Origin of the sequence: Serratia marcescens (assembly GCF_001902635.1) — a bacterium.
Classification (GTDB): Bacteria; Pseudomonadota; Gammaproteobacteria; order Enterobacterales; family Enterobacteriaceae; genus Serratia; species Serratia marcescens_F.
In genome coordinates this window covers 160,475-174,089 of the sequence record NZ_MJAO01000004.1, presented here as the reverse complement: position 1 = coordinate 174,089, position 13,615 = coordinate 160,475, and the positions used below count along the sequence as shown (strand labels likewise).

The following is a 13,615-nucleotide window of genomic DNA, read 5'->3' as shown; positions in this document are numbered from 1 at the left end:
CCTGATTTTATGAACCATCAATCAAAATAATACCGATTTTACTGATAAAGATGGCGTGTCACGCTGTCAGGGTCAATGTCTTTCAGGAGAATCTTATGCTCGCGATGCAATACCGCTTCACCCTGCCCGCCGATTACGATATGGCGATTGTCCGCCGTCGCATCGCCGATTTCGGCCACCGGCTCGACGCCTGCCCACAGCTGATCGTCAAAGCCTATCTGTACGCGCAGCGCAGCGAAGGCAGCGCCGAAAACCTCTACGCCCCCTTCTACCTGTGGAACAGCAGCGCCGGCATGAGCGACTTCCTGACCGGCGAAGGTTTCAGGGGGCTCAGCCAGGCGTTCGGCTGGCCGCGCGTCAATCATTGGCTGCCGTGGCTGACGTATTTCGATCGTCCTCATCTGGCCGAGGCCGCCTGGGCGACCTGCCAGGAACGGGCCATCATCCCCTACAGCGATCTGCCTGCGCTGCGCCGGCAGCAGCAGGTGGCGCCCGGCGCGCTGGCCTCCATCGTGGCGTTCGATCCCGCCGAATGGCGATTAGTGCGGCTGGATGTCTGGCGTGAACCGCCGCAGGCACAGCCGCAAAACGGCCAGCTGTTCCGCGTCGGCCATCTGTCCGCCCCCTTTGACCACACTACACCGCGGGTTGACAGTCAAACTTGATATTGATAATCATTATCAATATTGAACATTCATTTGCGGTTCGCGGGATGCGGGCCGCTCTCCGGGGTCAACCGCCATGCCATCATCACCGATCACACCTTACGCTACCGCCTGCTGCATCGTAGGGGGCGGCCCCGCCGGGCTGATGCTCGGCTATCTGCTGGCGCGGGCGGGGATCAACGTGACGGTGCTGGAAAAGCACGCCGACTTCCTGCGCGATTTTCGCGGCGACACCATTCACCCGTCGACGCTGGAAGTCATGCACCAGCTGGGCCTGCTCGATGAACTGCTGACGCTGCCGCACCAGCGCGCAGAGTCTCTGCACGCCGAAGTCGCCGGACGCGACATCAAGCTGGCGGATTTCAGCCGCCTGCCGACGCACTGCAAATTTATCGCCTTTATGCCGCAGTGGGAGTTCCTCAACTTTTTGGCGCAGCAGGCCGCCGCCTTCCCTCATTTCAGGCTGCTCACCTCGACGCAGGTTCATCAACTGCTGTACGACCGCGGCCAGGTATGCGGCGTGCTGGCCGACACGCCGGAAGGCCCGATCCGCGTGCGCAGCCAGCTGGTGATCGGCACCGACGGCCGCAACTCGGTGGTGCGCGAGCAGGCGGCGCTCAGCAGCCGCTCCTTCGGCGCCCCGCGCGACGTGCTGTGGATGAAGCTCAGCAAACAGCCGGGCGATCCGGCCTGGTCGATGGGCCACACCGGGCCGAAGCAGAACTTCATCATGATCGATCGCGGCGACTACTGGCAGTGCGGCTACTCGATCGATAAAGGCCGCTTCGACGCGATCCGCCGCAGCGGCCTGGAGAAATTCTTGCTGCACCTCGCCGACGTAGCGCCATTCCAGGACGATCGCCTGCAGGAGATCGTCGAGTGGGATCAGGTGAAACTGCTGAGCATCCGTATCGATCGTCTGGATCGCTGGGCCAAGCCGGGGGTGCTGTGCATCGGCGACGCCGCGCACGCCATGTCGCCGATCGGCGGCGTGGGCGTCAATCTGGCGATTCAGGACGCGGTGGCCACCGCCAATGCTCTGATCCCGCCGCTGCGCCAGCATCGGTTGCAGCTGAAGCATTTGCTGAGCGTGCAGCGCCGGCGCGAATTGCCCACCCGGGCCATCCAGTTTTTGCAGATCAAAATGAGCCAACGCAAGCCGGGCGAACGCCGCGCAGCGGGCGGCTCGCGCCTGATCGCCCGCGTCGGCAACAGCCGCTGGCTGCCGCGCCTGTTCGGCCGCATCATCGGCCTGGGCTTTCGCCGCGAAACGCCGCGACATCTTGAAAATTAACCCGCTATACTCATCGGTTCCCGCTTCGATGAGGTTCATTCATGTTCACCGTCCGTCAGGCATTACTGGAAGATTTAACCCAGGTGCGCGATATCGGCATCCGCACCTATCAGGCGCACTTCGGTGAGCTGTGGCGCTACCCGCACGAGCTGGAGGCCTTTCTGGCCGAGGATTTTTCCGTCTCCGCACTGGAACAGACGCTGCGCGATCCCGACGTGTGCTGGCTGTTGGCCTATGAGGATGACGCCCTGGTCGGCTATGCGCGGGTGAACTTCAACAGCCTGCTCGCCGCCACCCAACGGCGCGGCGCCGAACTGCAAAAGATCTACTTCCTGCCGGATTACGCCGGGCGCGGTTTCGGCCGACAATTTTTCGAACAGGTGCAGCGGCGGGCCGTCGAACGCCGGCAGCCCCTGCTGTGGCTGGAAGTGCTGAAACAGAACGCCGACGCCCAGCGCTTTTATCAGCGGCAAGGCCTGGCCGTATGCGGCGAGGCCCAATACACCAGCGAACAGGGTGCCATCGAACTTTGGGCGATGAGCAAGGCGCTGTAACCGCGCCCCGCTCCGCCGTCGTTTAGCGCGGCTCCCGCTGCAGCATCAGGAACAGCAAGGTAAACGCATTAGGCGCCAGGTAGATCAGCGCCCCCAGCTGCACCGCCAGCGGATCCTTCTTGGCCTGCCAGGCCATAAACCAGTCGCCGGCGACCACCATAAAGCCGACGCCCCACACCGCAATGGCGCAAATCGCCCCCAGCATCGCCCAGGCTTTACCCTTGGCGAAGGCGGCGTAAGGGCCTTTCCATCGCCCGATCATCAGCACCACGCCTGCGGCCGCGAATAGGCCGGCCAGCGTTTCCAGCGTGGTGATGACAGCCAACCCCAACATGCAGGCCCAGTCGGCGCTGATCGCGCGCCACATCAACCCCGGCGTCTGATAGGTATCCTGCATGGCGAGCAGCGGGCCCACCGCATTGCGCGCGGTGCCGGCGAAATCCGCCGTATTGTTCAACAGGCTGAACAGCCCCCACAGGGCCGGAAACAGGGACAGGACGATGCAACCGAAGCGTGACACAGTGATTTCGTTCATTGGTTATCCTTAATTAATAAACTTGCGGCTCCGCCCTCATAGCGGTACCGCAGTCGAGATCCTGAGAGTTTGACGTGCACTATGTAAGAACTAATCTTACAATGACGCAGCATAGCCGAAAGTGAGGGGGAACAATGGGCAGAACATTAACGGTAGATCTGGGTGACGAACTGCGTAGTTTCGTCGAAGGCCTGGTGGCCAGCGGCGATTACCGCACGCCCAGCGAAGTCATCCGCGAATCCGTGCGCACTTTGCGCGAACGTACCGCCGCCTCAAAACTGGAAGAGCTTAGGCGCCTGATTGCCGAAGGAGAGAACAGCGGCGAAGCCGTCGAATGGGATCGTGATGTGTTCATGGAAAGAATACGGGGCAAAGCAAAAGGATGCGCAGGAAAGTAACCGTTCGTCCAAAAGCCTTGGATGATATGGAAGAGATCTATTTTTACGGGTTGGCGCACTTCGGCTTACCGGTGGCCGAAGATTATCTGCGCCACCTTCATCAGGCTTTCGATAACCTTAGCCACCACCAATTCGGCAGAAACATCGCTGCGATCGGCCCCGGCCTATGGGTATTGCCCGTCGCCAACCACCTGATTTATTTTCGACAGCAGATGCAGGAGGTGAATATCATCAGAGTGCTGCATCATTCACGAGATCCGCTCAGCCAATCCTTTTTCAGCTGATTCAACGTCAAATCGCCACCAGCCCGCGTACGCCGTCCTGTTCCATGGCGCTGCCGGCGCCGCGCTGCACGATGCTGCCGCGCGACATCACCAGATAGCTGTCCGCCAGATCGGCGGCAAAGTCATAGAACTGTTCCACCAGCAGGATCGCCATATCGCCCTTCGCCGCCAGCTGCTTGATCACCGCGCCGATCTCCTTGATCACCGAAGGCTGGATCCCTTCCGTCGGCTCGTCGAGGATCAACAGCTGCGGCCGGCAGGCCAGCGCACGGCCGATCGCCAGCTGCTGCTGTTGCCCGCCGGAGAGATCGCCGCCGCGCCGATCCTTCATTTGCCGCAGCACCGGAAACAAGTCATAGATCGGATCCGGCACCGCGCGCGCGGCGGCGCCGGAAAAGCGCGCCAGCCCCATAAGCAGATTTTCCTCCACCGTCAGGCGCGGGAAAATCTCCCGCCCCTGCGGCACATAGGCGATGCCCGCCTGCACCCGCTGATGCGGTTTTTTACCGGTGATGGTTTCGCCCTGCCAACGGACGCTGCCGCTGCGCGCCGGGACCAGCCCCATCAGGCATTTCAGCAGCGTGGTCTTACCCACGCCGTTGCGCCCCAGCAGGCAAGTCACCTCGCCGATGCGCGCCTCGAACGACAGGCCGCGCAGAATGTGGCTGCCGCCGTAATACTGATTCAATTCCTCTACCTGCAGCATCGTTACGCCTCCTCAGCGCCCCAGATATACCTCAATCACCCGTTCATCGGCCTGCACCTGCGCCAGCGAGCCTTCCGCCAGCACCTGCCCCTGGTGCAGCACCGTCACGCAATCGGCGATGGTTTCCACAAACCCCATATCGTGTTCCACCACCATCAGCGAATGCTTGCCCGCCAGCTCGCGAAACAGTTCGGCGGTGTAGTCGGTTTCGGCGTCGGTCATGCCGGCCGCCGGTTCGTCGAGCAGCAGCAGGTGCGGCTCCTGCACCAGCAGCATGCCGATCTCGAGAAACTGTTTCTGCCCGTGGGACAACAACCCAGCGGGCCGGTGGCGTTCATGCCCCAGCCGCAGGGTCTTCAGCATCTCGTCGATGCGGTCGCGCTGTTCGCTGCTCAGGCGGGCGCGCAGGCAGGCCCACACCGATTTGCGGGTTTTCTGCGCGATCTCCAGATTTTCGAACACCGTCAGCGCCTCGAACACCGTCGGTTTTTGAAACTTGCGGCCGATGCCGGCGTGGGCGATCTGCATCGGCGCCAGCCGGGCCAGATCGACGCTCTGATCGTAAAACACCCTGCCACTGTCCGGCCGGGTCTTGCCGGTGATCACATCCATCAACGTGGTCTTGCCGGCGCCGTTAGGGCCAATCACGCAGCGCAATTCGCCGACGCCAATGCGCAGCGACAGATCGGTCAGCGCGCGAAAACCGTCGAAGCTGACGTTGACGTTATCGAGCTGCAGCACCGGATCGGTTTGCTGCCGGTATTTATCCGCCGGCAGCGGATGGGTAAACAGCTCGTCGGTCACTTGCATCGCTTTCATGAGGTTTTCCTCCGGCGCAGCAGGCCGATCACCCCTTTGGGCAGAAACAGCGTGACGACGATAAACATCAGGCCGAGGAAGAACTGCCAGTATTCGGGAATGGCCATGGTGAACCAGCTCTTGGCGCCGTTGACAATGCCGGCGCCGAGCAGCGGCCCCACCAGCGTGCCGCGCCCGCCGAGCGCCACCCAGATGGCGGCCTCGATCGAGTTGGTCGGCGACATTTCGCCGGGGTTGATGATGCCGACCTGCGGCACATAGAGCGCGCCGGCCAGCCCGCACAGCACCGCCGACAACGTCCAGACGAACAGCTTGAAGCCCTTTGGATCGTAGCCGCAGAAGGTCAGCCGGTTTTCCGCATCGCGCACCGCGGTCAGCACCCGGCCGAACTTGCTGCGCGCCAGGGCAAAGCCGATGGCCAGGCTGGCGGCCAGCAGCAGCACCGTCGCCAGAAACAGCACCACCCGCGTGCCGGGGGCGGTGATGGGAAAACCGAGCAGCGTGGTGAAACCGGTAAAGCCGTTATTGCCGCCGAAGCCGGTCTCGTTGCGAAAGAACAGCAGCATGCCGGCATAGGTCAGCGCCTGGGTCATGATCGAGAAATACACCCCTTTGATTTTCGAGCGGAAGGCGAAGTAACCGAACAGGAAGGCCAGCAGGCCCGGCACCAGCACGATCAGGCACAGCGCCCAGGCGAAATGCTGGGTGCCGCTCCAGAACCACGGCAGCTCATTCCAGGAGAGGAACGCCATAAACGCCGGCAGCCCGTCGCCCGCCGCCTGCCGCATCAGGTACATGCCCATGGCGTAGCCGCCGAGCGCGAAGAACAGCCCGTGGCCGAGCGACAGCAGCCCGGCATAGCCCCACACCAGATCGAGCGCCACCGCCACCACCGCGTAGCACAGGATCTTGCCCGCCAGCGTCAGAGTATAGGTGGACACCGCCAGCGGATGATCCGCCGGTAACAGCGTCATGAACGGCATCACCAGCAGCGCCAGCAACGCCAGCACGCCGATGCTCAACGCCAGCCGGGGCGCTTTCTGCACGCCGGTTACGGTCAATGGTTGGCTCATCAGTCAATCACCCTGCCCTTGAGGGCGAACAGCCCCTGCGGGCGCTTTTGAATAAACAGAACGATCAGCACCAGGATCAGGATCTTGCCCAACACGGCGCCGATCTGCGGCTCGAGGATCTTGTTGACGATGCCGAGGCCGAAGGCCGCCGCCACCGTCCCCGCCAGCTGGCCGACGCCGCCGAGCACTACCACCAGGAACGAATCGATGATGTAGCCTTGCCCCAGCTCCGGCCCGACGTTGCCCAACTGCGACAGCGCTACCCCGCCGAGCCCGGCGATGCCGGATCCCAGCCCGAAGGCTAGCATGTCCACCCGCCCGGTGGGCACGCCGCAGCAGGCCGCCATCGCGCGGTTTTGCGTCACCGCGCGCACGTTCATGCCGAGCCGGGTCTTGTTCAGCAGCAGCCAGGTCAGCGCCAGCACCAGCAGCACGAACGCGATCACCGCGATGCGGTTCCACGGCAGCACCAGGTTCGGCAGCAGCTGCACGCCGCCCGACAGCCACGCCGGGTTGGCGACCTCGACGTTCTGCGCCCCGAACAGCACCCGCACCAGCTGGATCAGCACCAGGCTGATGCCCCAGGTGGCCAGCAGGGTTTCCAGCGGCCGGCCGTACAGATGGCGGATCACCGTGCGCTCAAGCAGCATGCCGATCCCGGCGGTGATGGCGAACGCCACCGGCAGCGCCGCCAGCGGGTAGAGTGCCAGCCACTGCGGCGCAAACTGCTGAAACAGCCCCTGCACCAGGTAGGCGGAATAGGCACCGAGCATCAGCATTTCGCCGTGCGCCATATTGATGACGCCGAGCAGGCCGTAGGTGATCGCCAGCCCGAGCGCCGCCAGCAGCAGGATCGAACCGAGCGACAGGCCGCTGAACGCCTGGCCGAGCAGATCGCCGATCATCAGGCGATGCTGCACCCGCTGCAGGCTGCGTTGCGCCTCGGCGCGCACCGCGGCGTCCGGCTCATGGGCGGCGTCGGTCAACGCTTGCAGCCGCGCGCGGGTTTCCGGTTCGCCCGATTCGCCCAACAGCCGCACCGCATTGAAACGCACCTGCGGATTGCCGTCGGCCAGCTGCAGGTTAGCCAGCGCCAGGTTCAGCGCCTGATGGACCTGCGGGTCTGTTTCCCGCGCCAGCTGCCGGGCCAACAGCGGTAGCTGCTCGCCGTTCGCTTCGCGCTGCAGCGCGCTCGCCGCCTGCAGCCGCACCGCCGCGTCCGCGCTGACCAGCCGCTGCGCCGACAAGGCGTTGGCGATCAGAATCCGCAGCCGGTTGTTCAGCCACACCTTCTTCGGTTCGCCGACCGGGGCCGCCTCACCTTCAAGCGGCAGATAGCGATCGCCCTGGCGGATAAAGGCGCGCCTCGCCCCGTCGATCGCCACGGTTTCTTGCTGCAGCCCCTGCAGCAGCGGCAGGCGCGCGGCGTCCGGCTCGGCCGCCCATGCCTGCAGCAGTTTGGCCTGCTGCGCACGGTTGGCCGCCGCAAACTCAGCGGCCGGCCCGGCCTGCGCCAGCAGGGGCCAGGCGCACAGCAGCCACAGCCCGACGCGCAGAGAGGATAAAAACGGAGATTGCATCAGCTGCCTCTTCTGTTGGGCCGGCGGGCGTTGAGCCGCGCCGGCGCTGAGTGACGTTACTTGCCGCCCTTCACCGGGTAATCCGGCTTCTTGTCGTTGCCGGCGATATACGGGCTCCACGGCTGTGCGCGCACCGGCGCTTCGGTCTGCCACACCACGTTGAACTGGCCGTTGCCCTCGATCTCGCCGATCATCACCGGCTTGTGCAGGTGGTGGTTGGTCGGATCCATGGTCAGCGTGAAGCCCGACGGCGCGGCGAAGGTTTGCCCGGCCATCGCCGCGCGCACCTTATCGACGTCGGTGGTGCCGGCCTTTTCCACCGCCTGCGCCCACATGTGGATACCGACGTAAGTGGCCTCCATCGGATCGTTGGTCACCGCGGTGGCGTAATTCGGCAGGTTGTGCGCCTTGGCGTAGGCTTTCCACTGGCTGACAAACTGCTTGTTGGTCGGGTTATCCAGCGATTCGAAGTAGTTCCAGGCCGCCAGGTTGCCCACCAGCGGTTGGGTGTCGATGCCGCGCAGCTCTTCCTCGCCGACCGAGAAGGCGATCACCGGCACGTCGGTGGCCTTGACGCCCTGGTTGGCCAGCTCTTTGTAGAACGGCACGTTGGAGTCGCCGTTGATGGTGGAGATCACCGCCGTGTTGCCGCCGGCGGCAAACTTCTTGATGTTGGCGACGATGGTCTGGTAATCGCTGTAGCCGAACGGCGTGTAGACTTCTTCGATATCCTTGTCCTGCACGCCTTTGCTGTGCAGGAAGGCGCGCAGGATCTTGTTGGTGGTGCGCGGATAGACGTAATCGGTGCCCAGCAGGAAGAAGCGCTTGGCGCCGCCGCCGTCCTCGCTCAGCAGGTATTCCACCGCCGGGATCGCCTGCTGGTTCGGCGCCGCGCCGGTATAGAACACGTTCGGCGACATCTCTTCCCCTTCGTATTGCACCGGGTAGAACAGCAGCCCGTTCAGCTCCTCAAACACCGGCAGCACCGACTTGCGCGACACCGAGGTCCAGCAGCCGAACACCGCCGCCACCTTATCCTGGCTCAACAGCTGGCGCGCCTTTTCGGCGAACAGCGGCCAGTTGGAGGCCGGATCCACCACCACCGGCTCCAGCTTTTTGCCAAGCACCCCGCCTTTGGCGTTGATCTCGTCGATGGTCATCAGCGCCACATCCTTCAGCGGCGTCTCGGAAATCGCCATGGTGCCGGAGAGCGAACTCAGGATGCCGACCTTGATGGTGTCGGCAGCCTGCGCGCTCCAGGCCAGGCCCAGGCCGATCGCGGCGGCGGACAGCGCAAAAGCTTTGATAAAACGACGACGTTGCATAGTTCAAACTCCTGATGTGTGTGAAATCAAAATCGTTGCGCCGACCGCGCGGGCTGCTGGGCCCGCGCCTGATGCAACATGTGCAGCGTTATTTTTCGTACCTCTGCCTTGCTGACGACGATATGCTCGCCGAGCAGCGCTTGCGCCGCCCCGCTTTGCCGCTGCAGGATCGCCTGCAAAATGGCGGCGTGTTCGCGGTAGGTGGCGTCCACTCGCGCCTGCTGGGTGAAATCCAGCCGGCGAATGATGCGGATCTTTTCGGTCAGTTCGCGGTGAATGCGCGCCATTTCGCCGTTGCCTGCCGCGGCCACCAACGCCTGATGAAACTGCTCATCGTGCTGCGACACTGCCTGGCCGTCCGCCAGGCGCGGCGCTTCGGTCCAAAAACGGTTCAGCGCCGCCAGTGCGGCCGGCGTTTCCCCGGCCGGCCATTCGCACAGCCGTTTCACCGCCTCTTGTTCCAGCACGATGCGCAGGTCGTACAGCTCTTCGAAGTAGGCAAAATCGAACGGCCGCACCTGCCAGCCGCTGCGAAACAGCACCTCGACATAGCCTTCGCGCTCGAGCCGAAACAGCGCCTGGCGCACCGGCGTGCGGCTGGCCGCCATGCGCTGCGCCACGTCGCTTTCGCTGAAGCGATCGCCCGGCAGCAGGCGAAACTCGAAGATGTCGGCCTTGAGCTGCAGATAAATGCGCTCCGCTAGCCCCTCTGGCCGCGCTTTGTGCTCCCCGTTGGTGATTTGCATCATCGCCCCTCCGTTCAAACCGCTTTTTCCAGCCACAGCAAGGCGTCGCCCGGCCCGACCGGCCGCCCCTGCCGGCAGCTGATGCGTTTGACGATCCCGGCGCGCGGCGCAGTGACCGCCAATTCCATCTTCATCGCCTCGACCACGATCAGCGGCTGCCCGGCCGCCACCGCCTGCCCCGGCTCCACCAGGATCTTCCACACGCTGCCGTTCAGATCGGCGCTGACCAGATCGCCGTCGATCGCGTCTTCTTCAACCGGCGGCAACAGCTGCGCCTCGGCCTCGTCGTCCTCGCTGCGCCAGCGCGCCACTTCGGCGCTGAACGCCTGCTGCTGGCGATGCTGGAAGTCGGCGATCGCCTCGGCGTTGTCGGCCAGGAAATCGGTGTAGGCAGCGAAGTCGAATTCGCTCTCTTCGATGCGCACCTGCATGCGCCCTTCACGGAACGCTTCGCGCTGCTCGTCCAGTTCTTGCTCGCTGACCGGGTAGAAGCGCACCTGATCGAAGAAGCGCAGCAGCCAGGGTTCATCGGCGGTGAACTGCGGGTTTTTGAGGAATTTGTTCCAGATCGGCAGCGTGCGCCCCACCAGCTGGTAACCGCCCGGCGAGTCCATGCCGTAGATGCACATGTACATGCCGCCGATGCCGACCGTCCCTTCGGCGGTGTGGGTGCGCGCCGGGTTATATTTGGAACTCAGCAGGCGATGGCGCGGATCGAGCGGCACCGCGCAGGGTGCGCCGAGGTAGACGTCTCCCAGCCCGAGGATCAGATAGCTGGCGTCGAACAGAATGTCGCGCACCTGCTCGCGTCGGCTCAGGCCGTTGATGCGCTGGATGAAATCGACATTGTTCGGCAGCCAGGGCGCCGAGGCGCGCACCGTCTGCTGATAGCGATCCACCGCGCCCAGGGTGGCCGAATCTTCGAACGCCATCGGCAGCCAGACGGTTCGCGTCGGCACCTTCAGGCGGCTGACGTCCCCCAGCGCCCGTTCGCACGCCAGCAGGCGCTGCAGCAGATCGGCCTGGCTTATCACCCGGCTGTCGTAGCGGATTTGCAGCGAACGCACGCCCGGCGCCAGCTCCGCTACGCCCGCTATCGCCTCCTCTCGCAGCGACTGCATCAGCAGATGGATGCGCAGCCGCAGCGCCAGATCGAGCACGTTGTCGCCGTACTCCATCAGAATGTAACCGTCCCCCGCCTGGCGATAGGCCACCGCCGGGCGCCCTTCCGCCGCCGGCAGCGCCGCCAGCACCGCCGCAGAGACGGTCTCCGCCGGGGCCAGATCCGGCGGCGGCAGGGTGATGGCCTTTACCGCCGCCAGCGCTTCGATGCTGCCAAGCTGCGCCTGTTCCAGCGACTGCGCCTGGCGAAAGCCGATCGGATGGAAACGGATGCGGTCGCCCGGTTTCACCTGCCCGACCTTCCACAGCTCGGCCTTGGCGATGGTCACCGGGCAGACAAAGCCGCCGAGGCTGGGCCCGTCGCGGGTCAGGATCACCGGGAAGTCGCCGGTAAAGTTGATCGCGCCGATGGCATACTCGCAGTCGTGCACGTTGGAAGGATGCAAACCGGCCTCGCCGCCGTCCTCCCGCGCCCACTCCGGTTTCGGCCCCGACAGGCGCACGCCGAGGCGGTTAGAGTTGTAATGCACCTGCCAGTCGGTGGCGAAGAAGGCGTCTATCGACTCGGCGGTGAAAAAGTCCGGCGCGCCGTGCGGCCCGTACAGCACGCCGATGTGCCACTGATCGCCGTAGTGCGGGATCAGGCTGTCGTCCATCGCCTGCGGCGCGGCGATCGGCGACGGCGTGGTGCTGGCGGCCAGCGCCGGTTGAGCGATCGCCAGCATGTCCGCCACGCGCAAGGTGCGCCCGGCGTGGCCGCCGAACTGCCCGAGTGCGAAGGTGGAACGGCTGCCGAGATACACCGGCACGTCGAAGCCGTTGCGTACCGCCAGATAGATGCGGCAGCCGTGCGTGGCGCGCCCCAGCGTCAGCACCTGCCCGGCCCGCACCGCGATCGGTTGCCAGTAAGCGACCGCTTCACCGTCCAGATCGGCCGGGCAGTTCGCCCCAGTCAGTGCGAGGGTGGCGTCGCAGTGAAAGCGCAGCGTCGGCCCCTGCAGGGTAAACTCCAGCCCGGCGGCCGCCGGGTGGTTGCCGACGATACGGTTGGCCAGCCGGAACGCGAAGTCGTCCATCGGACCGGACGGCGGCACGCCGATGTCCCAATAGCCGAGGCGGCCGGGATAATCCTGCACGCTGCTGTAGGTGCCGGGTTGCAGCACTTCGAGGCAGTGCGGCTGGAAACGCAACTCGTCCAGCAAGCGCGTCCAGACGTCGCCGTGCTGAAATTGCGGCGTGGCGATCACCTGCCGCAGATAATCGAGGTTGGTGGCGATGCCGTGCAAACGGGTCGCCGCCAGCGCCACGCGCAGCTTTTCCAACGCCTGCGCCCGGTCAGCGCCGTGCACGATCAGCTTGGCGATCATCGGGTCGTAAAACGCCGAGACTTCGCTACCGGTCGCCACCCAACCGTCGAGGCGCACGTCGGCGGGGAAATGCACCTCGGTCAGCACGCCGGGGCTGGGCTGGAAGTTTTTCAGCGGATCTTCGGCGTAGAGACGCACCTCGATCGCCACGCCCTGCGGCGCGCGGTGCAGCGCCGCCCAATCCAGCGCGTCGCCCGCCGCCACCTGCAACATGCCTTCGATCAGATCCAGGCCGGTGACCATCTCGGTGATCGGGTGCTCGACCTGTAAGCGGGTGTTCACTTCCAGGAAGTAAAACTCGTCGCGCGCGGCGTCGTAAATGAATTCCACGGTGCCGGCGCTGCGGTAATTCACCGATTCGCCCAGCACCACCGCCGCCCGATGCAGCGCCTGGCGGGTCGCCGCCGGCAGGTGCGGTGCCGGAGTTTCTTCCACCACCTTTTGGTTGCGGCGCTGCAGCGAGCAGTCGCGTTCACCGAGCGCCACCACCCGCCCCTGGCCGTCGCCGAAAATCTGCACCTCGACGTGGCGCGCCCGATCGACGAAGCGTTCGATAAAGGCGCCGGCGTCGCGGAAGAACTGCTCTCCCAGTCGTTTGACGCTGTCGTAGGCGTCGCGCAGCGCCGCCTCGTCGTCACAGCGCGTCAGGCCGATGCCGCCACCGCCGGCGGTGCTTTTCAGCATCACCGGGTAGCCGATGCGCGCGGCGGCGGCAACCGCCTGCTCAACGCTCTCCAGCAAGCCGGTGCCCGGCGTCATCGGCACCCCGGCCAACGCCGCCAGCTCGCGCGCCCGGTGCTTGAGGCCGAACTCGCGGATCTGCGCCGCCGTCGGGCCGATAAAGGCGATGCCCGCCGCCTCGCAGGCTTCGGCAAACTCGGCGCTCTCGGACAAAAAACCGTAGCCGGGGTAGATCGCCTGCGCGCCGGTGGCGGCGGCGGCCGCAAGGATCTTGTCGATGCGCAGGTAGCTGTCGGCGGCCTTGTCGCCGCCGAGCGCCACCGCCCTGTCGGCGTCGGTGACGTGCGGCGCATTGCGGTCGGCGTCGGAGTAGACCGCCACGCTGGTGACGCCCAAGCGTTTCAGGGTGCGAATGGCGCGGCAGGCGATTTCGCCGCGGTTAGCGATCAGTACGGTAGTAAACATG

Annotated in this window: 13 protein-coding genes; 5 read left to right on the top strand and 8 right to left on the bottom strand. The window is 64.8% G+C overall.

Features of this window, described 5'->3' with window-relative positions; genetic code table 11:
- The first annotated feature begins 95 nt into the window (after positions 1-95).
- From BHU62_RS05355 to BHU62_RS05345, 3 genes are all read left to right on the top strand, one after another.
- The gene (locus BHU62_RS05355) at positions 96-665 is read left to right on the top strand and encodes a DUF4865 family protein (RefSeq protein WP_073529554.1); all 570 of its coding nucleotides are present in this window, start codon (positions 96-98) and stop codon (positions 663-665) included.
- A gap of 76 nt (positions 666-741) precedes the next feature.
- A complete protein-coding gene (locus BHU62_RS05350; protein ID WP_073529553.1) occupies positions 742-1,959 on the top strand; it encodes an FAD-dependent oxidoreductase in 1,218 nt (405 codons plus the stop codon).
- 41 nt (positions 1,960-2,000) lie between these two features.
- A complete protein-coding gene (locus BHU62_RS05345) occupies positions 2,001-2,513 on the top strand; it encodes a GNAT family N-acetyltransferase (protein ID WP_073529552.1) in 513 nt (170 codons plus the stop codon).
- 22 nt (positions 2,514-2,535) lie between these two features.
- Here BHU62_RS05345 and BHU62_RS05340 read toward each other — a convergent pair whose 3' ends face one another.
- On the bottom strand, positions 2,536-3,048 hold the full coding sequence (locus BHU62_RS05340) for a DUF2165 family protein (RefSeq protein ID WP_073529551.1): 513 nt from the start codon (positions 3,046-3,048) through the stop codon (positions 2,536-2,538).
- Positions 3,049-3,182: 134 nt separating this feature from the next.
- On the opposite strand from BHU62_RS05340, the gene BHU62_RS05335 reads away from it, so the two are divergent.
- Together BHU62_RS05335 and BHU62_RS05330 are read left to right on the top strand one after the other, a co-directional pair.
- Positions 3,183-3,446, top strand: a complete 264-nt coding sequence (locus tag BHU62_RS05335; RefSeq protein ID WP_073529550.1) for a type II toxin-antitoxin system ParD family antitoxin — start codon at positions 3,183-3,185, stop codon at positions 3,444-3,446.
- Positions 3,431-3,730: a type II toxin-antitoxin system RelE/ParE family toxin gene (locus BHU62_RS05330; protein ID WP_073529549.1), complete on the top strand. Its 300-nt coding sequence runs from the start codon at positions 3,431-3,433 to the stop codon at positions 3,728-3,730. Before BHU62_RS05335 ends, BHU62_RS05330 begins: the two co-directional genes overlap by 16 nt.
- Before the next feature lie 7 nt (positions 3,731-3,737).
- Here BHU62_RS05330 and urtE read toward each other — a convergent pair whose 3' ends face one another.
- The 7 genes from urtE to uca are packed head-to-tail and all read right to left on the bottom strand — an operon-like array spanning position 3,738 to position 13,614.
- Complete coding sequence (gene urtE / locus BHU62_RS05325) at positions 3,738-4,436, bottom strand: urea ABC transporter ATP-binding subunit UrtE (protein ID WP_073529548.1); 699 nt, start codon at positions 4,434-4,436, stop codon at positions 3,738-3,740.
- Positions 4,437-4,448: 12 nt separating this feature from the next.
- Positions 4,449-5,255, bottom strand: a complete 807-nt coding sequence (urtD, locus tag BHU62_RS05320; RefSeq protein ID WP_073529547.1) for an urea ABC transporter ATP-binding protein UrtD — start codon at positions 5,253-5,255, stop codon at positions 4,449-4,451.
- Positions 5,252-6,328, bottom strand: coding sequence for an urea ABC transporter permease subunit UrtC (urtC, locus tag BHU62_RS05315; RefSeq protein ID WP_073529546.1), 1,077 nt, complete (start codon positions 6,326-6,328; stop codon positions 5,252-5,254). Before urtC ends, urtD begins: the two co-directional genes overlap by 4 nt.
- Positions 6,328-7,908 carry an urea ABC transporter permease subunit UrtB gene (gene urtB, locus BHU62_RS05310; protein WP_073529545.1) on the bottom strand — a complete coding sequence of 527 codons (1,581 nt, stop codon included), beginning with the start codon at positions 7,906-7,908 and terminating at the stop codon, positions 6,328-6,330. Before urtB ends, urtC begins: the two co-directional genes overlap by 1 nt.
- A gap of 56 nt (positions 7,909-7,964) precedes the next feature.
- Positions 7,965-9,233 (bottom strand): urea ABC transporter substrate-binding protein, encoded by a 1,269-nt coding sequence (gene urtA, locus BHU62_RS05305; RefSeq protein ID WP_073529544.1) that lies wholly within the window; start codon positions 9,231-9,233, stop codon positions 7,965-7,967.
- Positions 9,234-9,259: 26 nt separating this feature from the next.
- A complete protein-coding gene (locus BHU62_RS05300) occupies positions 9,260-9,979 on the bottom strand; it encodes a GntR family transcriptional regulator (RefSeq protein WP_073529657.1) in 720 nt (239 codons plus the stop codon).
- A gap of 14 nt (positions 9,980-9,993) precedes the next feature.
- Positions 9,994-13,614 (bottom strand): urea carboxylase, encoded by a 3,621-nt coding sequence (gene uca / locus BHU62_RS05295; protein ID WP_073529656.1) that lies wholly within the window; start codon positions 13,612-13,614, stop codon positions 9,994-9,996.
- Position 13,615: the final 1 nt, after the last annotated feature.